The organism is Mesorhizobium sp. M8A.F.Ca.ET.208.01.1.1, from assembly GCF_004791315.1.
Taxonomy (GTDB): domain Bacteria; phylum Pseudomonadota; class Alphaproteobacteria; order Rhizobiales; family Rhizobiaceae; genus Mesorhizobium.
Genome location: NZ_SRUT01000001.1, coordinates 1,524,659 through 1,544,818, shown reverse-complemented (window position 1 = coordinate 1,544,818; position 20,160 = coordinate 1,524,659). Strand labels below are relative to the sequence as shown.

The following is a 20,160-nucleotide window of genomic DNA, read 5'->3' as shown; positions in this document are numbered from 1 at the left end:
GGATTAGCCCGGGTCGTCCGGGCCAGGCATTGCATGACCGGAGAAGACCGGCCTCGAACAGGAAGCCAAGACCGGTCTTCTCTGGCAGTCTGGTATGCTTAGTAGGTCTTCTTTGTCATCTTCTTCATGTGGTGATGATGGTGGTGGTGATGGTGGTGATAGCGATGGTGGTGGCGATGATGGTGATGGTGATGGTGATGATGATGATGATGATGATGATGATGATGATGATGATGCTTTGCCATCGGGGCCGCGTCCGCTCTCGTCGCGCCGACCACCGGCACCGCGAAAGCGATTGCAGCTGCAAGCCCGAGGGCCGAGAGGAGGGACTTCTTCATTGGATCGTTTCCTTCTTTCGCAGGCAGGTATCAATCGGGCCGATATCCCGATCGCCGCGAATGGAATTACGCTCCTGAATTTTTTCGTCAGTATTTCCCGACTGTAGAATTTTGTTTCTGGACTGTTGCCGGGCAAGCCGGAGGGCCTGCACCGTTGCGAGGGCGCAGGCCGAAAGCCGTGTCGTCCGTTTTGGCCTACATAGGCGGGACCACACCTTTGTTTCCCACAACGACGCGGCTGGCACTCAGCGTGCCGTCAGCCTCGCGCTGAGCGGTAACGAAAACCGTCGCGCTTGGCTTGAGATCGGCCGCCGCGGCCGGCGCGAACGTGACGACGGGCGTACCGTCGGGTATCGAGATCTTCTTCGTCTGACCATTGTCATAGGTCAACGTCACCGCCCGCCCGTTTATGTCGGTGACGTCGGCGACGGTGCCGTTGGTCATGCGGCTGTTCGGCTCAAGGTCCCAGGGGCGGTCCCCCTCGCCAGTGCCTTTCAAGGCAGCCGGAAAGACCACCACTTCCAGCGCGCCGCTGCCGCCGTCGGCCTTGGAGACAGAGGCGATGCCGAGGAAATCGCCCTGCTTGATGTCGTTTACAGACGCTTTGGCAACGCCTGACAGCTTCCAGCCGTCTTTCAGCTTGATCGCGGAAGTATCGCCTTGACGGGTTTTCACGGTCAGCAGCGACGGCTCGAAACTGACCACCGTGCCGCGCACGCGCAATGCGTCCGCCGCCTGCGCGCTGGCCACACCGACGCCGGAAAGCATGGAAATCGTGCCGAGCACGAAGAGGGATGTCTTGAGGTTCATTAGGGGTATCCTTTTGGGAAAGGCTGGCTGGAACGGGATGGTTTCACGCCGGCGACATCGAGATAACGACCGGATGGAGCGAAACTGCCGGGCAAAAGCCGCTCACGCGTTCAAAACAACTTGATCGGGACAGGACGAGGCAGCCGCATGGACATCCGCTTCACGATCCCGTGACGGTCGGTTTGGCGCTTGGCAAATCGCCGGCGAGAGGGCATCTTCCTGCTCGTCTCAGGCAACATCCCATTTTGATCAAACGCTTTCAGCCAACGGAGTTGCCAATGCCCAACAATGCAAAAAGCCACGCCCTCTCCGAACCATTAGCCAACGAGATCGGGCCCGATTACAATACCCTCAGGGCAATGCGGGAAACGCGCGGATACAGCCTCGAAGCGCTTTCCCTGACCTGCGGCCTCTCAGTCGACGAGATCGAGGACATCGAGAGCGGCCGAACGGCCGACCCGGCGAAGCTGCGTCGTATTGCGTCCGCGCTTCGTCTGCCCCAGGACGCTCCCATTGCTTCCGCACCGACACTGGCCGCACAAGGCCGGCCCCAGGCATAGGTCGGCGGCAGGCATGCCCAAGAAACCCGCCAAGCCCGCTTGGCGGGTTTCTTGTCGATGCCGGCATTCTCCGGCAGGCCGGGCTTGCCGATCTGCAAATCGCACGTGTTTATAGGTGCGACATCCAAATCCGCGCCGATCGCATCTGCCATGCAGCGGGAACCGTGAGTTTTTCGATATGAGCCTGGATTCCGTTGGTGCCTTCTTTGCTGCTCACGCGCCTGACATCGAGGTCATTGTCACGCAAGCAAGTTCGGCGACGGTGACGCTGGCGGCGGAGGCGCATGGCGTGTTGCCGGCGCAGATCGCCAAGACCATCTGCCTTCGCGTCGGCGAGCGCACCATGCTGGTCGTGACCAGCGGCATCGCCAGGCTGGACAACCGCAAGTTCAAGGACCAGTTCGGCGGCAAACCGCGCATGCTGGACGCGCAAGAGGTTGTCGCTGCCACGAGCCATCCGGTGGGCGGTGTCTGTCCGTTCGGCCTGCCGTCACCGCTGCCGGTCTATTGCGACGTCTCGCTGCGTGAATTCGTCGAGGTGGTACCCGCCGCCGGCGCCACCAACGCTGCGGTGCGCGTTGCACCGCAGCGCATGGTTGAGCTTACTGGCGCGCAATGGGTGGATGTGTGCCAAGGTTAGCGCCGGATTCAATCAGGAGCTGAGCTGGGCAAAACGGGCAATTCGAGAATTAGGTGATGCGGCAGGGCGGACTTTTGGGGGCAAGTCCTGCTTCGTAATGGTCGGAGTGGCCGGATTCGAACCGACGACCCCTTGACCCCCAGTCAAGTGCGCTACCGGGCTGCGCTACACTCCGGACCGAGGAATGCCATATATATTCAAGGGTTGCGGCGCAAGCGTTAAAACCGCGTATGAGAACAGAAGCCGATCATACCCGACAAATGACGGTGCGATCAGACCAAAAGTCCCACGGAAAGTCCCACGGATGTTCGCCAGCCGTTCTCTCCGCAGCCAGGTGACGACGCCATGCTGATGGTTGCTCTCTTGGCCGCCGCCTTCGCCATCGACGGCGACACCGTCATCCTCGACGGGCGCCATATCCGAATCGCCAATATCGACGCGCCGGAGATTCATGACTACAAATGCGCGGCCGAGCTGCGGCTTGGGCTCGAGGCGAAAGCGCGGATGGCGGCGCTGCTCGAAAGCGGGCCGCTCACCGTGCATGAAGGCGACCACGGCCGCATGGTCGACCGCTACGGCAGGCTGCTGGCAACGATCGAGGTCGGCGGGGCGGACGTCGGCGAGATGCTGATCGCCGAAGGACTGGCGCGGCGCTGGAACGGCAAGCGCCGGCCATGGTGCAATTGAAGGAGAGCGACAATGGGACAGTGGGGCGAAGCCGAAATCCGGGTCGGCAAAGCGCGTTTCCTGCGCCACTACACGCCAAAGGATTGTTTCGGGCCGGCGAAGCCGGGCGATCCCGTCACCTATGTCATGGTTGACGATGGCGGCGATCCTGCCGGCGCCGAGGCGGCGCTGGAGAGGCTCAAGGCAGGGCACATGCCGGAGGCGATGACATGGCTTCCGGCCGCGCAAGTCATGCCTGTCGACTTGCGCGTCTACATCGCCAAGGACGACGAAAACAATGTCGTGGTTGTGTTCTGGGATCCGGATGAGAAGCAGTGGTGCGAAACGCTCGGCGGCTGGGGCTACAGGAATTTCGCCGCCGAACGCATCGTATGGTTGGCCGATACCGGAACCGCCTATTGCGCCATCGAGCCCTAGCGCGCCCTTGCCCGGATAACCTCCTGGTGCCATTCCTCGCGCTCGCGCGGCCATTGCGAGTGCGGGGCGGTCAGCGCGCGGCTGATCATGCCGATACGCTTGTCGGGGCGGCCGGCGGCGCGGCATTGCGGGCAGTAGAAATAGCGCGCGATGTCCTGCACCAGGCAGGAATGGTCGAAGCCGACGCGGTGCCCGAGCGCCACCAGGTTGAGCCGCGACGCGTGACCGCAGCTGGTGTTGAGACAATGGATTTCCGCCTCATGGCCAAGCGCCAGCATCTTGCCGATCGTGTCGATCGACAGCGGATAGGTGATTTCCGGAAGCTTGAAGGGCATCGCGGCCATATAGGACGCCTACGTCAGTCCGCCAAGCCGGCGTCGTGATGCACGATCGCGTCGAGGATCGCCTCATAGGCGCTGCCGGTGTCTTCCTCGATCTCTTTCTCGCTGATGCCGAGGACCTTGGCATCGGCAAACAGCTTCCGCGTCAGCTCGGCGACCGAGATGACATCGGCCCCGACCGTTTCGGGAACCTCGTTTCGAATCCATTGGTCGAGGAAGTCGGTGCCGCGCGTGCTCATCACGCTTAAATGCCGGAGTTAGGACTAAGTTCCTTCCTTGATCGCCTTGACCGAGCCATGGCGCAGTTTGGCTTCACCACGCAGCGACCGCACCGTGGCGGTGAGGCCGGGTTTCAGCCATTCGATGTCGCCGGATGCAATGGCGGTCGGGACCGGGGCCGGCGAGGCGCCGCGGACGCGCTTCAGCAGTCGCTCGCGGATCTCCTTGGTGATCGAGATCGCCGGCGAGCCGACATATTTGCCGTCGCGCCCGACCAGCGCCACCGCCGGTTTCCCCGGCCGCCGCTTGATGCCCAACAGATCGAAGTCGCCGACCTCCCAGCACTTCGCCTTGACCCACGCCTCGGTTTTGCCGCTGCGATAGATGCTCTCCCGGCGTTTCGAGACCACCCCCTCGAGTCCCATCTTTTCGACCGCCCTATAAAACTCGGTTCCATTGCCGTCGACGTGCTGGCTGAACTGGATGATGCCATCTGCTGGCTTGATCAGCTCCCAGAGCCGATCTTTCCGCTCGAAGAGCGGCATATAGCGAAGATCCTCGCCATCCAGGTAGAGCAGATCGAAGGCCACGAAGGCGAGCAGCTCGGCGTTCCATGCCATGCGCGAGTGCATCTGATGGAAGTTCGGCCTGCCGTCCGGATCCGGCGCGATCATCTCGCCATCGATGATGAACGCTTTCGCCGGAAGTTTCTCGGCCGCCTGGACGATCGGCCAGTACCGCTTCGACCAGTCGTGGCCGTTGCGGGAGAAGGCCCGGGCGCCGGCCCAATCGAGAATAAGCTGGGTGCGGAAGCCGTCATATTTGATTTCGTGCAGCCAATCGTCGCTTATGGGTGAGCCCATGACTTGCGCCGGCTCCATGGGCTTGATGAACTTCAGACGCTCTGTACGCATGCACGCTACTCCGGACGCGATTAGAAGCCGTTTGCCGGCGATTCAGTTCCGGAACATTTTAGCCGAATTGAATGTTTGAAAGGTTATGACCAAGCTTTCCGATCTCGGACCACCCATCCCCGGCAGGTGCCATGGCGGCGAGCCCGCCGACGAACGCGAGAATTTCTATCCATGCCCCGCCTGTGGTCAACTCGTCGATCAGCGCGATCTGCGCCAGGTCTTCTGGCATGAAGGGCCAGGCCATGAGCCGCTGGAGCCGGAGGATGGCGCGACGATCCTGAAATTTCCTACCCAGCCGCCGAAATAGAAAAAGCCGCCCAGGCGAACCGGAGCGGCTTTTGGATTTCTCGGATAGGGACGATCAGCCGGGCCGGCTACTTGCCGTTGCCGTAATAGCGGCCGACCAGCCATGCGGCGGCAGCCAGGATGACGCCGCCGGCCGACCACAGAAGCTTGCCCAGCTTGCCGGCGCCGATCACCTGCTGCTGTTTCTTCAGATAGTCCTCGACGCTGGGCTCGACCGCCGACATGCGGCGCTTGAGATCCTCGGTGTCGCGCTTGACGTTGCCGACGTCGGCGCTGACCGTTGCGAGATCATCGCTGATCTCCTCGGCCTTTTCATAGAGGCGCCCACGGCCATCGGCGCCCTTCTGAAGCTCGGTCAGCACCGCCTCGAGCTTGGCCTCCACCCTGATCACCCGGTCGCGCGTGTCCTGTGCCAGTGACGCCATGCTTTTTCCCCCATCCCTGACCGGTTGATTCATGTCCCATTATCGAACTGCCCCTTTTCGCCGGCCAGCACCATGCAGGCGCGGCCGTCCCTGACGGCAAGCACGGTGAAGGTGCCCGATGGCGACAGCGTCACCAGCACCTGGCTGCCTGCGGCCTGCCCGGTCAGTACGACGAATTCCTGATAGAGCGCCACCAGCCGGTCGAGCATCGTCTTGACCGGCCCGCACGGCACCGGGTCGGCGCGCGCCGGGCGGATGGTCAGCAGGGTGATCATCGCCAAGGTGAGCGCGATCAGGATCAGCAGGATGGCGGCGGCGCGCTTCATTGTCTTGCCCCTATTGCTTGTCCCATTCGCCGATTTTCTTGACCTGCGCGGTGCAGACGCGCAGGCCCGCCTCGTTGACGTCGCCGCGCTCGACGAAGTCGCCGGTCACCGCCGGGCCGCCGGGCTTCGACCAGGCCGGCGGCGGCGGGCGCAGCAGGGGTGCGGGGATGCGGCGCTCGACGGTGACGTATTTAACGACCACCGGCGGCGGCGTGGTCGTACACGCCGCGCAGAGCGCCAGGCACAGGCTGCTTGAGATAAGCGTCGACATCCGCATCTTTGGACCTCAGTTCGGCCAGGGTTTTGGCAATGCCAAGGGTTGTCTGGTTGGCCGCGTCGACCTCGGCGGCGAGATCGGCGGCGAGCTGCTCGCCCTTGGCCTTGGCGTTCTCAAGCGCGGTCATCGCCTTTTCATTGTCGGCGTTGACCGCGATCGCCGTCGCCAGGCTGCGCTCGGCGGCTTCCTTCGCCGCCACGGCGTCGCGCGCGGCGAGCTTGTAGTGATAGGCGGTGAGGCCAAGCGCCAGGAAGGCGATGACCACCACCAGGAGAGCAACGAGTTTGGCCCGCATTACCTGCGCCTCCTGTTGGCGAAGCGCAGACCGTGCGGGTGACGCTTTCCGGGATGGCGTTCGTTGGCCCATGTCTGCGGCTGGATCTTGAAGTCGATCGGCAGGCCGGTCTGTGCCGACATCCATTCCGAAAGCGCCACGGTGTGCAGCAGCCACTTCGTATCGAACTCAAACAGCCCCGTGCTGAAATCCTGCACGTTGGGGAATTCGCGGCGGAACTGCTTGTCTTCGAGGATCAGGACGACATCGACATCGCGCCAGTCGGGGCGCTCCAAGGCGCTGCCGACAACATAGCAGCCGAATCCGCCATAGGCGTCATTGAGATGCTTGCACGCCAGTTCGAGCTTGAAGACGGCCGGCACGCCGATATAGCTGGTCTTTTTGCGGATTGCGGGTTCTTCGGTCATCACGCCCACATCATGAAGAGCCCGGCCGCGATGGCGCAGGCGACGAACAGGTGAAGCGCCTCGCGCCTGATATAGCGGATGGCCATCAGACTCGCCCCACGGCCTCGGCCAGGCGCTTTGCCTTGCTGCGTGCGTACCAGGCCCAGGCGAGACCGCCGATCGCCAGCGCGGCGCTGACGATGGTCAGGATGACGATAACCTTGCCGATCCATTCACTGGCGTAACTGAACGGCAGCAGCTGGTCCTGCACGCTTTGCAGCGTGCCAGCGACCACGCCACCGCCAATGCCGGCGCCGGCCGCGGCGTCGGCGGGTGCTGTCATCGGCGCGGCCTCGGCATCCTCGGCGAACGCCTTGGCGCCGGCGCCGTCATAGAAGTTGGCGACCTGGGGGACGTCGTTGGTCGCCCAGGCGCGGCCGATGGAGCGGACTTCCGCCACCCGAGCGGCCCAGCCACGACCGAACACCGCCCAAGTGCTCAGGCGGCGCATGAAGGCCAGACGCTGGTCGCAGATGCGGTCGACCAGCGCGTCGCAATCGTTGACGGCCTGGACGGCGGCGATGGTGGTCATCCCCATGGTGCCGTCGATGCGCCCGCCATAGGCCGGCCCCAGCGCTCGCTGCAGCCACAGGATCGACTGTTTCGGGCCGGAATTCACCGCGCCGTCGAACAGCACGTAGTCGATGCCGGCCGGCAGGTCGTCGCCCTTGACCGCATCCCAGTACTGGCGATCGTAGATGTCGGCGACCTCCCGCATCGAGATCACCTGCACCGACTGGGCGCCAAGGCCCTTGCCGCGCCGGTAGGCGTCATAGACGCGCTGGGTGACGCCTTTGTTGGTCGGGCCGCCGGGGTCCTTTGGGTGGTTCACATAACCACCTTCGTGCGCCAGCACACGGGCAAGCGCTTCCTTCTCACGCGAGACGGCCATGGCGGTTCCTTTCGAATATTAGCGATGAATGAATAACGGGGTATATCTGCCGGTTGGCGACGCTACAGAAGAGTAGCCGACGTCACCCTATGGTTAAGCGGCGAAATCTATTGCATTAGCAGATACTTAAGTTCTGGAGCGGAGGAGACGCAAGCATCCGTGGGTTAATGCTTCGTTAAACGGCAGTTGACTTTACAGCACGGCAAGGAACAGGATTGGCCTAGGACGAGGCGGGAAAGCACTGTTGGGCGCTTACACCCCGTCCACTTTGACCAGTGTAAAAGGGGAAGCGTACATGACCAAAATCATCAGCATGGCCTCGCAGTTCCGTGAAGACGAAAACGGCGCCGCGATGGTCGAATATTCCATTCTCATCGGCATCATCGCCGCAGCTTCCATCGTGGCCGTGATCGCCATCGGCAGCTGGGTCGGCAGCCAGTTCACCGGCCTCTGCACGAAGCTGAACGGCACAGGGCTGAAGGCTGACGGCTCTGCTGGCGGCAAGTGCTGATCAGGAAGACAGCCATGAATCGGCTTGTCGACGCAGCCAGGCAGTTCCGGGACGATGAGAACGGCGCCGCCATGGTGGAATATTCGATCCTGATCGGCATTATCGCAGCGGCATCGATCGTCGCGGTCATCGCCATCGGTAGCTGGGTTGCTAGCCAGTTTAGCGGCCTTTGCACGAAACTCGGCACCAACGGTGTCGCCGGCAGCACATGCGTGCCGTGAGTTCGCGCTCCTGTCACTGAACCCGATGAGGCGCGTTAACGGTGGAAGGCTCGTGGCCTAAGCTTCGGTCCCGAACTTCCCACCGATCAAGAGAGGGGTCGGCGTTCGTCGCGCCGGCCCTTTCTTTTAGATCCTCGGGAAGGCCGCCGTCGGCACGGCAAAGCCGGAATCCGACGCATACCGGGCTACGCCATTGGTGATGCGGACCTCATCGATCCAGCCGTTGAAGTCATAGGAGCTTGCGCCACCGTAGCGAGCACCGATGGACAGGGGGTCTCCGGTGTTGAAAAGCGTGAATGCGAACGTCACCTTGCTTTTCATGACGCCATCGACATAGACCCGCATGACGTTCGACGCATCACGGTCGACCGCGATGTGGTACCATGTGCCAGTCGCTGGCGTCCAAGCCGAGAACCCGCCGCTCGTGTTAGCCACTGCGTCCCGGAAGAGAATGGTGTTTCCGCCGCTGAGATAGATCATCCATGTGTCGGCGCCACCCATCTGTCCGATGAGGCAAGGATTGTTGGCGAGAGACCCAAACCTGAACCAGCCTTCAATCGTAAACTGACCGGTGCCGAAGAACCAGTCGTTGGAATCGGGGTACTGGATATAGTCGCCTGACCCATCAAGGGCGAGCGACGACGCGCCGAATTTCGCCTGTCCGGTATCGAGATGTGCGTTGCCGACGAACGTCGGCGAACTGTGCGCGGCCGGGCTATCGTCGGTCGTTGTCGTTGCGCCATTCGTCCCATTGAGGCCGAGAAGCAGTTTGACGCTGGCGAGATATGGGTCGCTGTCCGGCGCTGCAGCGTCAGCAAACTGGTCGATGTCTATCGAGAATGGCCCGGCATCGGCATTGTTGAACCACAGCGCCAGGCCGAAGGTGGCGACGCCGGAGACGTTGGAGAACGGCGAGATCGCCACGCTGGAACGCTCGGTGTTCCAGGTCGCGCCATCGGTGCTGGATTTCAGCGTGACGGTGGTGCCGTCGGCCGAAACGACCAGGCGCAGATAATTCGGCCCCGCCTGCGTGCCGGAGACTGCCGCGCCGCCGTCGACGACGCTGTGCCCGGTCTGGGCATTCCAGCCGTTCGGCGGCGTGCCGTAGACCTCATAGCTGTGCAGCCCGGTCGAGCCGTCGCCGCGCAAGCCGAAGAGATGGAAGTCGTTGCTGGTCTTCAGCCCGATGCCGACCATGGCGAGCTTGCCCTGCTGGGCCAGCTGCGCGAAATGCGGCGTGTATCGGAACGTATATTGCCGGCCGGCGGCGATCGTCGCCAGCGGCATCACGAACTTGCCGAACGAGCCGGGCTTGGTCTTGCCCTTGACCGTGGTGTTGCCCGAGGCCGTGGTGGTGACGACGGGCTGGTCGACGAAGCCGCCATCGGTGACGCCGCTGCCGCCGCCGGGATCGTTGGCAATGACGGCGCGGCCGGGACCGCGCCGGCCCAAAAATTCAACAAGCATCAGTTCGTTCCGCCCTGGAAGCCTTCGAAGGTAGGGATGAAGGTCGATGCCGATATCGGCGTGAAGGCATCGAGCGCTTGTAGCTGCCACCACAAGGTCTGCGCGCCGGAACCGGGCACCGTGGTGATGCGACTGCCTTCATCGGGGATAAGAACCGCGAAGGCGCCATCCTGCATGGCCCGAAACGTGCCACTCAGCGAGCCGACGAGACCGGCCTTCTTCTGGGAATAGGCCGCCCCATCGCCGGCCTGGACGCCAGAATTGGCGGTCGGATCGGAGTTGAACAGCCACATGCGCACCGAATGCGTTCCGATGCCGGTGTCTGTGGTGACGATGCGGACCCGCTCGATCATCACCGGCTCATTGTTGAGATCGGAGATCGTCACCGTGTTTGCGGTCACCGAGCCAGCAGTCACGTTGTTGGAAATTGAATAGCCCGCGACATACGCCGTGGTATTGGCCGCACGGGTCAGCGTCGATCCGACGGCGGCGATAAACTTGGTCTTGACCTTTCCGAGCAGCGCCGTGCCGGCCGGCAAGCCGACATCGGTTGCAAGCGTGGTGCGCAGCGCCGCCGCGGCAGTGCCGGTGCCGAGCGCGTCGACCCAGCGCTTGACCAAACCGCGCAGATATTGCTGCACCGTGCCGTTGGCATCGGTGATGACGGCGGCGCCAGAGGTGGTGCCGAGGATGCCCTCGAGGCCGTCGACCAGCCCGGCGAGCGTGGTGGCCAGATCGGTGTGCAGCGTGTCGAGCTTGGTGTTGGTCGAGGCGATCGCCGTCTCGATACCGTCGATCGCGGCGTAGTCCTCATTGGATAGCGTCACCGGCTTGGACGCGGCTGCAGATGCTCGGCCTGCCGTCGACGGTGTCGGAATGGTGACGATATTGCCGTTGGCGTCTTTGACGTCGATGGTCATGTCAGTCGTCCTCTATAAGGATCAGCAGCGCGCTGTTTTCAGCATGGGAGAAATCGAGGGTGCCGGGAGGCGGCGCGGATTCGGCAGCGGCGGCGGCTTGCGCAGCTTGTACGCCAAGTCCAAGACCAAGGGTGAGACCGGGCATCTCAGGCCGCCTTGACGGCGACTTTCTCGCCGCTCTGAATGCCGAACGTGTAGGGGATGTCGGCCTTGATCTTGCGGACGTCGACGCCGTCGACATCGGGGGCGGCGCCGATCGCCACCCAGCAGTCGGCATCGGCCAGGAGTTCGACGATCTCCTCGCCGGCGGCGGTCAGCGCGCCGGTGCCCGGCATGGCGACGGTTTCGGTGCGGCAGCCCGAGCCCTGCGCCACCGGCGGGTCATAATCGCGCGTGGCATTGATGCGCGAAAGCGTGACGATGAGCGTGGCCATCGGCGGTATCCTTCAAAAGAGTTGCGGAGAAATCAGGCCGACAGTGCCGGCAGCAGAGCGTCGGCCTGCGGTGTCATCAGCTTCACCTTGCGGATGAAGGTGCCATTGTAGGACTGGTCGGTCGGATCGCCGCCGAACGAGGCGGTCGCCATCGGGTTCATGATTGGCGTCGCCACCACGGTATCCACCGCGCTGCCGTCGCACGAGATGCTGAGGAATCCATTGGTGCGCGTCACCGCGATCTTATGAACGCCTGGGCCGTGAGAGGTGTTAATCTCGACATGACGGGTGATGTTGCTGCCCTCATGAGCGTCGACACGCAGGCCGGTAAAGGCGGTGCTGCGTTCTATGACCAGCCAGTGGTTATCGCCACCCGGTGCCTCAAACATGTACAGGAGATAGGTCGCACCGTCTGTCGTCAGTTCCTGCCACTCGATGACGATGGTCCAGTCCATCGTCAAAAAGTCGGTCAGTAGCTCGCCAATCGCCGAGACAACGCCATCGACGTCATTGTCGAGGATTTCGAGGCCACTGGCGCCGACCCTGCCCGGCTTGTCGATGAAATCGGCGGCCACCGCGCTGGCGCCATGGATGGCATAGGTTTCCGCGAGGAAGTCGAGATCGGCGAGAATGTCGGCCGGATCGATACCGCCGCCGAAGCGGCGCACCAGCGGCTGTGCAGCGATACCAGGCATCATGACGTGGTGGTTTCCTTTTCGCACAAGATCCACAGCACGCCCGGCGTCGTCGGCGCCACGGTGTCGCCATCGGGCTGCACCGCAGCCCCAATGCCCCGATAGGTCTTGCCCTTGTGGGTGATGCTGATCGCAGAAACGTCGATCGCCAGCGTTTCGAAAATGAAGTCTATGCCTTCGCCGGAGCTAGGCGTGAACGGCCCGGTGGTGCCGGTCTTCACGTTGAACGGCGTATCCGTGTAAGGGCTGCGCTGCAGGTCGAACTCGCCGCCGGTGTTGGGGCCGGTCAGGAACTGCACGCCGCGCATCTGCAGCGTAGCGGCTGCCGATGCCTGGAAGCCGATGCTGTCATGGTGCGGGATGGCCTGGCCCGGCAGCGCCGCGCCGCCCAGCGACTGGTATTCGGCGCGCGGCCACCAGCTCAACACGGTGTTGGTGAAGCCGCCGATCAGGAACAGCACCGCCCAATGCGCAAGGGAACGGACATCCGGAAGGCTGGGGAGGCCTTCAAACGTGTCGATCTTCAACGGGCCCCATGCGGAACCGGAATCGCGCTTGCCGAATCCGCCATAGCCGGGCGACGGCGTCGTTTCGGAAGATGCCCATTCGTACTGGAAACCGGTGACATAGGTCGTTTGCCCGCTCGGGCCGGCGCCAGGCGTCGGCGCGGATTCCGCGTCGACGGTCCAGTCGACCGGCTGCTGCGTCTGGCTGGTCTCGCCGATCGCCTGCGCCGGGAACGGATAGTCCTTGACCACCGAGCGGCGCTGGATGAGCAAGGGGAAGGAAATGAAGTGCGGCGTGCCGCCCCAATGGACCTCGACGATCTGCTGGAACGGGTCCTGCGCGACCGGATTGCCCTTCGAGCCATAGGCGACCATCAGGCTGTCACGTCTTCAGCGAGGCGGCCGATCAGGTCCCAGACGCCATCCCCAGCGAATTTGCATGTTACGACCGAACCGGGACCGGCGGTCTTGTTGAGAAAGCCTTCGTAGCCGTTGACGACGACATCGGTCGAATCGGGGAACAGCAGCAGGCCGGCACCGACCTGCCGGAAGCTGACCTCCATGTCGGTGATTGCCGTCGCCGGCAGTTCGATGGTTGCGTCGGTGCTGCCGTCATAGCGCCAGTAGCGGTTGGAATCGGCGTTGGTGACGGCGTAGACACCATCGGTCGGCACATCGAGCGCGCCCACGATCGACGGCCGGAAATTGGCCTGCGGCAGCGTGTACGGCCCCAGCACGGTGGCATCTTCCAGATAGATGGTCATCTGGGTGCCGACCACCGTGATGTTCGAAATGCCGACCGCGGCGGGCGGATTGTCCTCGACATCCGTCAGGCGATCGTCGAGGTCGGTGAAGTTGCCGTCGACTTCATCAGGGGTGAGGTTGGACCCCTTCACCGAACGCAGCGTGATGGTCATCAGTGTTTCCTAAGCCTGGCTGTGGTCTTCGGTTTCGGAAGGCTTCTTCGACCAGTCGAAATTGAAGCGCTTGTAGCGGCCGGTCTGGCGGTCGCGGAACAGGTACTTGAGGCCGCGTTCGACGATGACGTAATTGTCCGGCTCGTCTTTCTGCGTCACTCGGATCAGTTCGACGCTGCGGTCGACATAGTCGAAATCATCGATAACGATGCCGTCCTTGGGATCGTCGGACGGATCGTCGGGCGGCCATGTGATCGTGGCGCCGGGGTTGGTCGGCTGCTCCGGCGTCGTCAGCGTGAAGCGCGACGCCTTGCCGAAGCGGAAATGCGCGTCGCCGCCATCGTCCGGCTTGACCTTGGCCAGCGCCCGCTTGAGCACGTCGGCGCCGTTGTTGCCGCTGTCGAAGATCCCCAGCCGGGCGCCGCTGGAATTGCGTCCGGCGCGCCACGGATTGGCGAGCCCCGTGACCTGAAGACTGTCGGCCATCAGGAGCCGCCGATCGTGCGCATGATCTCCCCCCTTGTGGGGGAGATGGCTGGCAAGCCAGAGAGGGGCGCCTCGCGCGGAGATGTCGGTAGGGCAGCGCCCCCCTCTGCCCTACCGGGCATCTCCCCCACAAGGGGGGAGATTGGCTGCGTCGATGCCGCGCGTCCGCTCATCACGCGGCCTCCAGGTCGATCGTCTTGGGCACGGCGAGCGCACTGACCTCGAGCGGATAGTCGGTGATGAACGGTCCGCCTTTCAACACTTTCAGGTCGCCGTCGACCTCGGTGAACACCTGGTTCAAAGCCTCGATCGCCGCCGACAGATCGGGCTGGAAGGCGCCAAGCACCGCGGCCTGCGTCGGCAGCGGGTTGATGATGGTGATCTGCTCGACCAACGTGGCCGGTTCCATGGCGAGGAAGTCGACGCCGTCATCGTTGGGCGGGATCAGCAGATAGTCTTCCGACAGCGTGATCTCGCCGGCAACCGGCATGACAGTCCGGCCGAGATAGGCCTGGTATCCGTCTTCGACATAGCCTTCCTCGACATAGGCCGGATCGCCCGGAACCGTGGTGAAGGTATTGCCCTTGCCGACCGTGCAGCCGATGGTGACGGAAGCGATCGGCGAGCCGTTCGACGCCGTGATCGCGTAGCCGACGATCTTGCCCGTTGCCGCACCCCCCGGAATGCGGGGATCGACAATGTGGGCATTGCAGCGGCAGGACAGCGTCTCGGCCAGGTCAGCAGTCAGCGGTGCCGAGAAGCTGATCTGCACGGCGCGCGACCGTTCGAGGATCTTGCGGCGGCCAAGGCAGACCAGGAAGTCGATGCTGCGCCGGCCGCGCTCGGTCGTAAGATAGGCCCGCTTGCGCACATCGACGATCGGCGGCGCGCCATCGGGAAAATCCGTTGTCGCCTCGTCGACCGGCTCGTCGGCGTCGCCGGACACCTTGACCTCCGTTACCTCCTGGCCTTCGGGATCGGTCAGGATCGCCTGGCAGTCGGCGACCAGCGTGAAGGAAACCGTCTCCTGCCGCTTGCGGGAAACGTCATAGTCGACCACGAAAACCGGCTTCATGGTCCACACCGGAAACTGCCCGGTGCCGTTGGTCATGACGATCTGGTGATAGTCCTGCGGCACGACGAAGCCGTCGGTGCGGGTGATCGTGCAATCGCCGAACGTCCAGCCGCCGCCGAGGCGATCGTCCCGTTGCGGAAAATCCTGCATCAGCCCGTCGCCGGTCAGCGACTGGATGGCGTAGCCGTTGCCCGATCCCGCCGTGGTGAACGCCGTGACGAGCTGCCTGGTGAAGTCGACGGTCCCGGTCGCGGCCTGCGCCCAGTTGATCTCGGCCGACACCTTGATCGAGGTCAGCGGCGGCTCGCCGGGATCGATCGACAGGCTTTCCCGAATGAACGCGTCGCCGAACTCGATCAGCCCGTCCTCGCCATCGAGGATGTCAGAAGCTGTCACCCCGAGATCGGCGCGGCCGATGTGCCAGGCCTTGGTGTAGCCCTCCAGCACCGTATCGGGATCATCCCGCGAATCGGCGTTGAAGAACATCGGGTCCCAGTTGGGCGCCACCTTCATCGTCTCGGCCAGCGCGCGCTTCAGCGCGTCATAGTCGGACGGCCGCGCCAGCAAATTCAGCGTCACCGCATTGCCCTGCACGGCCTGCGGCACGCCGACGAGGCGCCCGAACAGCAGCGGGACCACGCCGGCGGTCGGATTGTTCTCGTCCTGCCACGACAGCCACGCCCACTGCTTGCGGCCCGGCGCCAGCAGGCCCGTGCGAGGGTTTTTCACCGTGATGTCGAGGCTGGCGAACGCGCCTTCCTTGTGGGTCAGCGAAATCGACACGATCTCCTCATCCTCGACCTGGTGCTCCAGGCCGAAGGTGGTCTCGGTCTCGTCTACCCAGGCGAAAAACCACATCAGTTCATGCCTGTCTGCGCATCACGGGATGTCGGTGGAGTGGCGTTTTGCAGAATGAGCGCGTGCGTCTGCCGAGAGACTACCTTGGGGAATTCGGCGCATGCATAGTCGAAAGCTGATTGAGCTTCCGGCCATCCGAAACCTCGGACATAGAAGCCCGAGTTTGAGGCGCCGCGCCGATCGACGGAATTATCCCACCAGTAAAAGGCGTACCAAAACTGCAAGCCGCCGCAGGTCCAGAAAACCTTGCCATCATAGACGTCTGGCCGCTTGCCGTTTTTCAGCAGACCGCCATCCATCAAACCGACCGACCAAGGGATCTCCGGAACCTGCCGCTCCTCACCGTAGATTGTCCTGCCGTTTGGAAGATGCAGAAAATGGCCGGCGCGCTCCCAACACCCGAAGTAGAGTGCTAGCTTGCCCGCTGCCTGACCGGCGTTAATAGCAGCTTGCAGGTTGCCCATTCTCAAACTTCCTCGAGGTCAAGCGACCACGCCTCGTCGCCATCCCATTCCACCATGCTGGCGCGGTAGCCGACGACGCGCATGGACAGGCGCGGCCGGTAGAAGGTGAAATTGCCTTCCGTCCGCGTCGCCGGCTCGGCGGTGTTGCCGGCGACATCGCGTTCCGGCGAGCCGGTGGCGGTCAGGTAGGAAAGCTCGACCACGCAATCGACGGTCAGCACCATGCCCGGCCAGATTCCCGACAGCGCCGGCTGCTGCTGGTCCGTGCAGGAGATGTTCGACTTGAACTTGCGATAGCTGCCGTCGGCCAGGTCGATCAGAGTGCCGTTGACCGTGCGGGCAAGCTGCGCGGCACCGTCGATCGGCTCCAGCGTCTGCGTGATATTGCGCGCGCTGTAGGGCGGCACGCCGATCGGGTCGAGGCGCAGTTCTGTCAGGTTGTCGGCGGAGATCATCAGCCAGGCCTCCGGCCGGCGCTGGCCGTCGCCTGCTTCTGGGCGAATTGCTGCAGGCGGGTTGCGGTGAAATTGTCGGTGATCATGTCGAAGACGGCATCAGGGGTGAGGCCGAAATCGAGCTTGAGCGTGCCGAAGCTGCCCATGCTTGCCATCCCGGACGGCGCAAGGTCTGCCAGGGCATGACCACCGCCAGCAAACCGAGGGATAGCCATAGACCGATTGATGCTGTTGACGAAGCCGCCGATCTTGAACCCGCGAAGGCTCTTGAGCGACGGCACAACGCCCTGGTTGATCGCGCTCAGGAAGCCGACGCCAAGCTTCTTCACGGCTGCGGCCTGGATCACGAACTCGCCATTGGAGAGCCAGGCGAGGATGCTGTCGCTGCGCGGGCCGCCCTTGCCGGTAACGTGGCCGCCCGATGCGAAGCCGGAGCCGCCGCTCGAACTGCTCGACGAATCGCCTCCAAGTCCAGCCAATTGTTTCAAGCGGCTGATCGCGTTCGAGATGCGGGTGATCAGGCTATCGATGAAACTGCCAATGCGGCTGATGGCGCTGCCGGCGTAGCTGGCGATGACGTCCCAGATCGCACCAATGCGGACCTTGAGGTTTTCCCAGGCCGGCAACAGCGAGGCAACCAGAGGGGCGGCCCGCGAAGCCATGCCCGAAAGGATGGCCAGAACGATTTCGGAAACGCTGGAAAAGACCGAATTGACGATGTCGATCTGTGCGCTCCAGAGATCGACAAACAGGCCCGGAGCTTCCTCGACGAGGCTTGTGAAGAGACTGCGCACGAGGTCGATCTGCAACTGCCACAGCGACACGAATTGCTCGCCAGCCAGAGTGGCGGCGGCAATCACATTGTCCCAAGTGAACAGCGCCGCCATGGCCTGGAAGGCTTGGCCGACAAGCTGGAACTGCAGCACCCAGAGATCGACGAAGGCAGCGCCAGCCGCCTGAGCCGCTGCGATGATGTTGTCCCATGTGAAAAGGGTGGAGATGGTTGCCCATGCCTGCTGCGCGCCAGAGACGAGGAAATCCCAGGCCTGTTGCGCCGCTGCCTTGATCTGGTCCCAGAAGACGATCACGGCAGCCGCCGCCACAACCAGCCCGGCAATGATCAACGCCGGCCATCCGACCAGTCCGGCGATCAGGCCGATAAACTCGGTTGCACCGGTGACGAGCGCGCCGAAGAAGGCGCTTGCCGACCCGATCAACCCACGGCTGAACACGAAGGCCAATACCGAGCCGAACAGCCGGAATGTTGCAATGAGCGTGGTCGCCGCCGATCCAATGACCCGGAAGACGCCGAGCAACTGCAGCAGCGCCGCGCCAATAAGCAATTGGCCACCTGTGATCTTGGTGCCGAAAACCTTGTTCAGGGCATCGGCGACCAGACCGGCTGCATCCCGCACCGCCTTGAACAGCGGCAGGACGACATTGTTCAGGACGGCAAAGACGTCGCGGCCAAAGCCAACGATGGCATCGCGCCAGATCAGGATCCACGGATTGCGAACACGGTTGTCGGCGCCGATCAGCGCGAACAGCAGATCACGGATGCCGGAGAGGAGTTTCGCGTTGAGCGCTCGCCCGAAGGCGAGGATAGCATCCTTGTTCTCGACGATGGCGTCACGCAGGCCGGCAGCCAGCGCTGTCACGCCAGGCGCGAAGATCAGGCCCAGTTGGTCGCGAATACCCTTGGTGGCCGCCGAGACCTCGTCCAGCGTGTCGCCCAGCGCGTCGCCAACGTCGGCTTGCGACTTGGTGAAGACTATGCCGAGCCGTTCGGCTTCCTTGCCGAGTTCCTTGATGCCCTCCCGACCTTGATTGAGGAACGGAATAAGCTGAACGCCGGCCTTGCCGAACAGTTCGATGGCCAGCGCGCTTTTGCGCGGCCCGTCAGGCATCTTGGAGAACGCTTCGGCCAGGTCGCCGATGATGTCTTCCGTGGCGCGCAGATTGCCCTGCGAATCCTTGACCTTGATGCCAAGGTCTTTGAACACGCTCCCACTCTGCTTGACCTGGCCGGCCGCCTTCTTAACCGCGCCGCCGAACCGGGTAACTGTCACGCCGAGGTCGCTGAAGGTCTCGGTGGTGAAGCCTGCTCCCTGAGCGATGGTGGATTGTGCGTCGGCCAGCGTGCCGGCGGCCTTTGTGCCCTCGGCCGCCGCTTCGGCGATCGCCTTGTTGAGGCGCGACATGCCGGCGACGAACTGGTCATTGTCGACATCCGCCTGCTTTGCCGCGAAGGACAGGCGGCCATAGGCATCGACCTGCAGACCGGTCTTTTCTGCGGCCTTGCCTGCCTGGTCGGCGGCTTCAGCGCCCGACTTGGCGAGTTCCAGCAGGCCGGCAGAAGCGCCAGCGGCGGCTGCGGTCAACCCGGCACCGAGCAGGGCCAGCCGACGGCCGACAGTTGCGATGTCGCCGCCGAGCGTCTTCAGGCTGGCGCTGAACTGACCAAAATTGGCCTTGAGCGCTGCGGCCTGGATCTGGTTGAACGCCTTTTCGCCGGCATCGCCGAGGGCCTTCAACTGGTCCTTGATCGCATCGCCGCCTTCAAGGGCAATGCGCTGGACAATGGTCTTGCTGGCCATCAGGACACTCGCAAATTCTTGAGATAAAGCTCGCCGAGCCTGGCGGCGGCGCGCTCGGTGATTTGCCGGATCGAGAACCGATCCTTGATGCTGACGCGGTCGATACCGATGAACAGCGGCACCAATGTCGAAGGGGCTCCGGCACCGCCGCGCCTGAGTGCGGCTAGGCTGACTTTGTGCCTTCCGTCTTGGCCCGGCTTGCTGCGGCGGCTGGTGGCAATCCTGCCCGCCAGCAGTGGCGGCTTGCCCGGCCTCTCGATCGACACCAGCGGGCCGATGGTCTTGACATACAGCGCCGGCGTCATCTTCTGCCGCCCGGCACGCTTTGGCGTGTCCTTCAGCGGCAGCCATAGGCGCGGCTTGCCGGAGATGACGGCGCCTTCCTCGAACACGCCTGCGTAGCGGATGTTATGGAAGATCAGCGCCGCCGCGTCGATCGAATATTGCCGCCGTGGATAGACGTTCACGCGAAGCGCATTCTGCCATCGCTTCGAGAAGCCGGCGGCCGCAATGTCCGCCCGCCCATCGCGCTTGGCGATGTCGCCCGCTTCGGTGATCGCGGCCGTGCCTGCGAAGGCGACAGGGTCTTTCATCGCCGCCATGGCCTGGGCGAACTCGCCGTCCTTTTTCTGGTAGCGGAATCGCGCCATTGGACACCGCC

General features: G+C 63.3%; 31 protein-coding genes and 1 tRNA gene. 6 read left to right on the top strand and 26 right to left on the bottom strand.

What is annotated here, in order from left to right:
• Window positions 1–124: 124 nt before the first annotated feature.
• Together EN851_RS36235 and EN851_RS07985 are read right to left on the bottom strand one after the other, a co-directional pair.
• On the bottom strand, window positions 125–307 hold the full coding sequence (locus EN851_RS36235) for a hypothetical protein (RefSeq protein ID WP_189521786.1): 183 nt from the start codon (window positions 305–307) through the stop codon (window positions 125–127).
• A 226-nt stretch (window positions 308–533) separates the two neighbouring features.
• Entirely contained in the window at window positions 534–1,148 is a 615-nt protein-coding gene (locus tag EN851_RS07985) for a hypothetical protein (protein ID WP_127281020.1), read from the bottom strand.
• Between the two features lie 278 nt (window positions 1,149–1,426).
• On the opposite strand from EN851_RS07985, the gene EN851_RS07980 reads away from it, so the two are divergent.
• Together EN851_RS07980 and EN851_RS07975 are read left to right on the top strand one after the other, a co-directional pair.
• Window positions 1,427–1,708, top strand: coding sequence for a helix-turn-helix transcriptional regulator (locus EN851_RS07980; RefSeq protein WP_127281021.1), 282 nt, complete (start codon window positions 1,427–1,429; stop codon window positions 1,706–1,708).
• Between the two features lie 178 nt (window positions 1,709–1,886).
• Window positions 1,887–2,348, top strand: coding sequence for a YbaK/EbsC family protein (locus tag EN851_RS07975; protein WP_127869618.1), 462 nt, complete (start codon window positions 1,887–1,889; stop codon window positions 2,346–2,348).
• Between the two features lie 98 nt (window positions 2,349–2,446).
• On the opposite strand, the gene EN851_RS07970 is transcribed toward EN851_RS07975, so the two are convergent.
• Window positions 2,447–2,523 (bottom strand) — tRNA-Pro (locus tag EN851_RS07970).
• Window positions 2,524–2,693: 170 nt separating this feature from the next.
• Between EN851_RS07970 and EN851_RS07965 the strand changes: the two genes are divergently transcribed.
• Window positions 2,694–3,035: a thermonuclease family protein gene (locus EN851_RS07965; protein WP_135928939.1), complete on the top strand. Its 342-nt coding sequence runs from the start codon at window positions 2,694–2,696 to the stop codon at window positions 3,033–3,035.
• Between the two features lie 12 nt (window positions 3,036–3,047).
• A complete protein-coding gene (locus EN851_RS07960) occupies window positions 3,048–3,452 on the top strand; it encodes a hypothetical protein (protein WP_135928938.1) in 405 nt (134 codons plus the stop codon).
• Here EN851_RS07960 and EN851_RS07955 read toward each other — a convergent pair.
• From EN851_RS07955 to EN851_RS07910, 10 genes are all read right to left on the bottom strand, one after another.
• On the bottom strand, window positions 3,449–3,796 hold the full coding sequence (locus EN851_RS07955) for a hypothetical protein (protein ID WP_135928937.1): 348 nt from the start codon (window positions 3,794–3,796) through the stop codon (window positions 3,449–3,451). The genes EN851_RS07960 and EN851_RS07955 overlap by 4 nt on opposite strands.
• A gap of 14 nt (window positions 3,797–3,810) precedes the next feature.
• The gene (locus tag EN851_RS07950; protein ID WP_135928936.1) at window positions 3,811–4,032 is read right to left on the bottom strand and encodes a DUF768 domain-containing protein; all 222 of its coding nucleotides are present in this window, start codon (window positions 4,030–4,032) and stop codon (window positions 3,811–3,813) included.
• 24 nt (window positions 4,033–4,056) lie between these two features.
• On the bottom strand, window positions 4,057–4,926 hold the full coding sequence (locus tag EN851_RS07945) for an RNA ligase family protein (RefSeq protein ID WP_135928935.1): 870 nt from the start codon (window positions 4,924–4,926) through the stop codon (window positions 4,057–4,059).
• Window positions 4,927–4,984: 58 nt separating this feature from the next.
• A complete protein-coding gene (locus tag EN851_RS36230; protein WP_189521785.1) occupies window positions 4,985–5,170 on the bottom strand; it encodes a hypothetical protein in 186 nt (61 codons plus the stop codon).
• A gap of 130 nt (window positions 5,171–5,300) precedes the next feature.
• On the bottom strand, window positions 5,301–5,657 hold the full coding sequence (locus tag EN851_RS07935; protein WP_135928933.1) for a hypothetical protein: 357 nt from the start codon (window positions 5,655–5,657) through the stop codon (window positions 5,301–5,303).
• A gap of 29 nt (window positions 5,658–5,686) precedes the next feature.
• A complete protein-coding gene (locus tag EN851_RS07930; protein ID WP_135928932.1) occupies window positions 5,687–5,983 on the bottom strand; it encodes a hypothetical protein in 297 nt (98 codons plus the stop codon).
• Window positions 5,984–5,993: 10 nt separating this feature from the next.
• Window positions 5,994–6,185, bottom strand: coding sequence for a hypothetical protein (locus EN851_RS07925; protein WP_135928931.1), 192 nt, complete (start codon window positions 6,183–6,185; stop codon window positions 5,994–5,996).
• On the bottom strand, window positions 6,175–6,555 hold the full coding sequence (locus EN851_RS07920) for a hypothetical protein (RefSeq protein WP_135928930.1): 381 nt from the start codon (window positions 6,553–6,555) through the stop codon (window positions 6,175–6,177). The genes EN851_RS07925 and EN851_RS07920 overlap by 11 nt, the downstream gene beginning before the upstream one ends.
• Window positions 6,555–6,962, bottom strand: coding sequence for a hypothetical protein (locus tag EN851_RS07915; protein ID WP_135928929.1), 408 nt, complete (start codon window positions 6,960–6,962; stop codon window positions 6,555–6,557). The genes EN851_RS07920 and EN851_RS07915 overlap by 1 nt, the downstream gene beginning before the upstream one ends.
• Before the next feature lie 85 nt (window positions 6,963–7,047).
• Entirely contained in the window at window positions 7,048–7,893 is an 846-nt protein-coding gene (locus tag EN851_RS07910) for a glycoside hydrolase family 108 protein (RefSeq protein ID WP_135928928.1), read from the bottom strand.
• A gap of 244 nt (window positions 7,894–8,137) precedes the next feature.
• On the opposite strand from EN851_RS07910, the gene EN851_RS07905 reads away from it, so the two are divergent.
• On the top strand, window positions 8,138–8,404 hold the full coding sequence (locus EN851_RS07905) for a Flp family type IVb pilin (protein WP_348630718.1): 267 nt from the start codon (window positions 8,138–8,140) through the stop codon (window positions 8,402–8,404).
• Between the two features lie 14 nt (window positions 8,405–8,418).
• Window positions 8,419–8,625: a Flp family type IVb pilin gene (locus EN851_RS07900; RefSeq protein WP_135928927.1), complete on the top strand. Its 207-nt coding sequence runs from the start codon at window positions 8,419–8,421 to the stop codon at window positions 8,623–8,625.
• A 126-nt stretch (window positions 8,626–8,751) separates the two neighbouring features.
• On the opposite strand, the gene EN851_RS07895 is transcribed toward EN851_RS07900, so the two are convergent.
• The 13 genes from EN851_RS07895 to EN851_RS07840 form a co-directional block, all read right to left on the bottom strand.
• A complete protein-coding gene (locus tag EN851_RS07895; protein WP_135928926.1) occupies window positions 8,752–10,092 on the bottom strand; it encodes a LamG domain-containing protein in 1,341 nt (446 codons plus the stop codon).
• Entirely contained in the window at window positions 10,092–11,012 is a 921-nt protein-coding gene (locus tag EN851_RS07890) for a hypothetical protein (RefSeq protein ID WP_135928925.1), read from the bottom strand. Before EN851_RS07890 ends, EN851_RS07895 begins: the two co-directional genes overlap by 1 nt.
• 1 nt (window position 11,013) lies before the next feature.
• Entirely contained in the window at window positions 11,014–11,157 is a 144-nt protein-coding gene (locus EN851_RS36225) for a hypothetical protein (RefSeq protein ID WP_189521784.1), read from the bottom strand.
• A gap of 1 nt (window position 11,158) precedes the next feature.
• Entirely contained in the window at window positions 11,159–11,446 is a 288-nt protein-coding gene (locus tag EN851_RS07885; RefSeq protein ID WP_135928924.1) for a hypothetical protein, read from the bottom strand.
• 32 nt (window positions 11,447–11,478) lie between these two features.
• Window positions 11,479–12,144, bottom strand: coding sequence for a hypothetical protein (locus EN851_RS07880; RefSeq protein WP_135928923.1), 666 nt, complete (start codon window positions 12,142–12,144; stop codon window positions 11,479–11,481).
• Window positions 12,141–13,022 carry a hypothetical protein gene (locus EN851_RS07875; RefSeq protein ID WP_135928922.1) on the bottom strand — a complete coding sequence of 294 codons (882 nt, stop codon included), beginning with the start codon at window positions 13,020–13,022 and terminating at the stop codon, window positions 12,141–12,143. The genes EN851_RS07880 and EN851_RS07875 overlap by 4 nt, the downstream gene beginning before the upstream one ends.
• A complete protein-coding gene (locus tag EN851_RS07870) occupies window positions 13,022–13,564 on the bottom strand; it encodes a hypothetical protein (protein WP_135928921.1) in 543 nt (180 codons plus the stop codon). Before EN851_RS07870 ends, EN851_RS07875 begins: the two co-directional genes overlap by 1 nt.
• A gap of 9 nt (window positions 13,565–13,573) precedes the next feature.
• Window positions 13,574–14,050, bottom strand: a complete 477-nt coding sequence (locus EN851_RS07865) for a hypothetical protein (protein ID WP_135928920.1) — start codon at window positions 14,048–14,050, stop codon at window positions 13,574–13,576.
• 172 nt (window positions 14,051–14,222) lie between these two features.
• A complete protein-coding gene (locus tag EN851_RS07860; protein WP_135928919.1) occupies window positions 14,223–15,983 on the bottom strand; it encodes a hypothetical protein in 1,761 nt (586 codons plus the stop codon).
• A complete protein-coding gene (locus EN851_RS07855) occupies window positions 15,983–16,447 on the bottom strand; it encodes a hypothetical protein (RefSeq protein WP_135928918.1) in 465 nt (154 codons plus the stop codon). The genes EN851_RS07860 and EN851_RS07855 overlap by 1 nt, the downstream gene beginning before the upstream one ends.
• A 2-nt stretch (window positions 16,448–16,449) precedes the next feature.
• Window positions 16,450–16,902, bottom strand: coding sequence for a hypothetical protein (locus EN851_RS07850; RefSeq protein WP_135928917.1), 453 nt, complete (start codon window positions 16,900–16,902; stop codon window positions 16,450–16,452).
• Complete coding sequence (locus EN851_RS07845) at window positions 16,902–19,499, bottom strand: phage tail tape measure protein (RefSeq protein WP_135928916.1); 2,598 nt, start codon at window positions 19,497–19,499, stop codon at window positions 16,902–16,904. The genes EN851_RS07850 and EN851_RS07845 overlap by 1 nt, the downstream gene beginning before the upstream one ends.
• Window positions 19,499–20,149 carry a DUF6441 family protein gene (locus EN851_RS07840; protein WP_135928915.1) on the bottom strand — a complete coding sequence of 217 codons (651 nt, stop codon included), beginning with the start codon at window positions 20,147–20,149 and terminating at the stop codon, window positions 19,499–19,501. Before EN851_RS07840 ends, EN851_RS07845 begins: the two co-directional genes overlap by 1 nt.
• Between the last annotated feature and the right edge of the window lie 11 nt (window positions 20,150–20,160).

Excerpts from the sequence above, each read along its gene's own strand:
- EN851_RS07860 (WP_135928919.1), bottom strand. The coding sequence starts at position 15,983 with ATGTGGTTTTTCGCCTGGGTAGACGAGACCGAGACCACCTTCGGCCTG.
- EN851_RS07900 (WP_135928927.1), top strand. The coding sequence starts at position 8,419 with ATGAATCGGCTTGTCGACGCAGCCAGGCAGTTCCGGGACGATGAGAAC.
- EN851_RS07880 (WP_135928923.1), bottom strand. The coding sequence starts at position 12,144 with ATGATGCCTGGTATCGCTGCACAGCCGCTGGTGCGCCGCTTCGGCGGC.
- EN851_RS36225 (WP_189521784.1), bottom strand. The coding sequence starts at position 11,157 with ATGCCCGGTCTCACCCTTGGTCTTGGACTTGGCGTACAAGCTGCGCAA.
- EN851_RS07955 (WP_135928937.1), bottom strand. The coding sequence starts at position 3,796 with ATGGCCGCGATGCCCTTCAAGCTTCCGGAAATCACCTATCCGCTGTCG.
- EN851_RS07945 (WP_135928935.1), bottom strand. The coding sequence starts at position 4,926 with ATGCGTACAGAGCGTCTGAAGTTCATCAAGCCCATGGAGCCGGCGCAA.
- EN851_RS07965 (WP_135928939.1), top strand. The coding sequence starts at position 2,694 with ATGCTGATGGTTGCTCTCTTGGCCGCCGCCTTCGCCATCGACGGCGAC.
- EN851_RS07855 (WP_135928918.1), bottom strand. The coding sequence starts at position 16,447 with ATGGGCAACCTGCAAGCTGCTATTAACGCCGGTCAGGCAGCGGGCAAG.
- EN851_RS07890 (WP_135928925.1), bottom strand. The coding sequence starts at position 11,012 with ATGACCATCGACGTCAAAGACGCCAACGGCAATATCGTCACCATTCCG.
- EN851_RS07985 (WP_127281020.1), bottom strand. The coding sequence starts at position 1,148 with ATGAACCTCAAGACATCCCTCTTCGTGCTCGGCACGATTTCCATGCTT.
- EN851_RS07930 (WP_135928932.1), bottom strand. The coding sequence starts at position 5,983 with ATGAAGCGCGCCGCCGCCATCCTGCTGATCCTGATCGCGCTCACCTTG.
- EN851_RS07845 (WP_135928916.1), bottom strand. The coding sequence starts at position 19,499 with ATGGCCAGCAAGACCATTGTCCAGCGCATTGCCCTTGAAGGCGGCGAT.
- EN851_RS07895 (WP_135928926.1), bottom strand. The coding sequence starts at position 10,092 with ATGCTTGTTGAATTTTTGGGCCGGCGCGGTCCCGGCCGCGCCGTCATT.
- EN851_RS07950 (WP_135928936.1), bottom strand. The coding sequence starts at position 4,032 with ATGAGCACGCGCGGCACCGACTTCCTCGACCAATGGATTCGAAACGAG.
- EN851_RS07875 (WP_135928922.1), bottom strand. The coding sequence starts at position 13,022 with ATGGTCGCCTATGGCTCGAAGGGCAATCCGGTCGCGCAGGACCCGTTC.
- EN851_RS07915 (WP_135928929.1), bottom strand. The coding sequence starts at position 6,962 with ATGACCGAAGAACCCGCAATCCGCAAAAAGACCAGCTATATCGGCGTG.
- EN851_RS07870 (WP_135928921.1), bottom strand. The coding sequence starts at position 13,564 with ATGACCATCACGCTGCGTTCGGTGAAGGGGTCCAACCTCACCCCTGAT.
- EN851_RS07885 (WP_135928924.1), bottom strand. The coding sequence starts at position 11,446 with ATGGCCACGCTCATCGTCACGCTTTCGCGCATCAATGCCACGCGCGAT.
- EN851_RS07960 (WP_135928938.1), top strand. The coding sequence starts at position 3,048 with ATGGGACAGTGGGGCGAAGCCGAAATCCGGGTCGGCAAAGCGCGTTTC.
- EN851_RS07865 (WP_135928920.1), bottom strand. The coding sequence starts at position 14,050 with ATGGCCGACAGTCTTCAGGTCACGGGGCTCGCCAATCCGTGGCGCGCC.
- EN851_RS36230 (WP_189521785.1), bottom strand. The coding sequence starts at position 5,170 with ATGGCCTGGCCCTTCATGCCAGAAGACCTGGCGCAGATCGCGCTGATC.
- EN851_RS07935 (WP_135928933.1), bottom strand. The coding sequence starts at position 5,657 with ATGGCGTCACTGGCACAGGACACGCGCGACCGGGTGATCAGGGTGGAG.
- EN851_RS07840 (WP_135928915.1), bottom strand. The coding sequence starts at position 20,149 with ATGGCGCGATTCCGCTACCAGAAAAAGGACGGCGAGTTCGCCCAGGCC.
- EN851_RS07850 (WP_135928917.1), bottom strand. The coding sequence starts at position 16,902 with ATGATCTCCGCCGACAACCTGACAGAACTGCGCCTCGACCCGATCGGC.
- EN851_RS07980 (WP_127281021.1), top strand. The coding sequence starts at position 1,427 with ATGCCCAACAATGCAAAAAGCCACGCCCTCTCCGAACCATTAGCCAAC.
- EN851_RS07920 (WP_135928930.1), bottom strand. The coding sequence starts at position 6,555 with ATGCGGGCCAAACTCGTTGCTCTCCTGGTGGTGGTCATCGCCTTCCTG.
- EN851_RS07910 (WP_135928928.1), bottom strand. The coding sequence starts at position 7,893 with ATGGCCGTCTCGCGTGAGAAGGAAGCGCTTGCCCGTGTGCTGGCGCAC.
- EN851_RS07975 (WP_127869618.1), top strand. The coding sequence starts at position 1,887 with ATGAGCCTGGATTCCGTTGGTGCCTTCTTTGCTGCTCACGCGCCTGAC.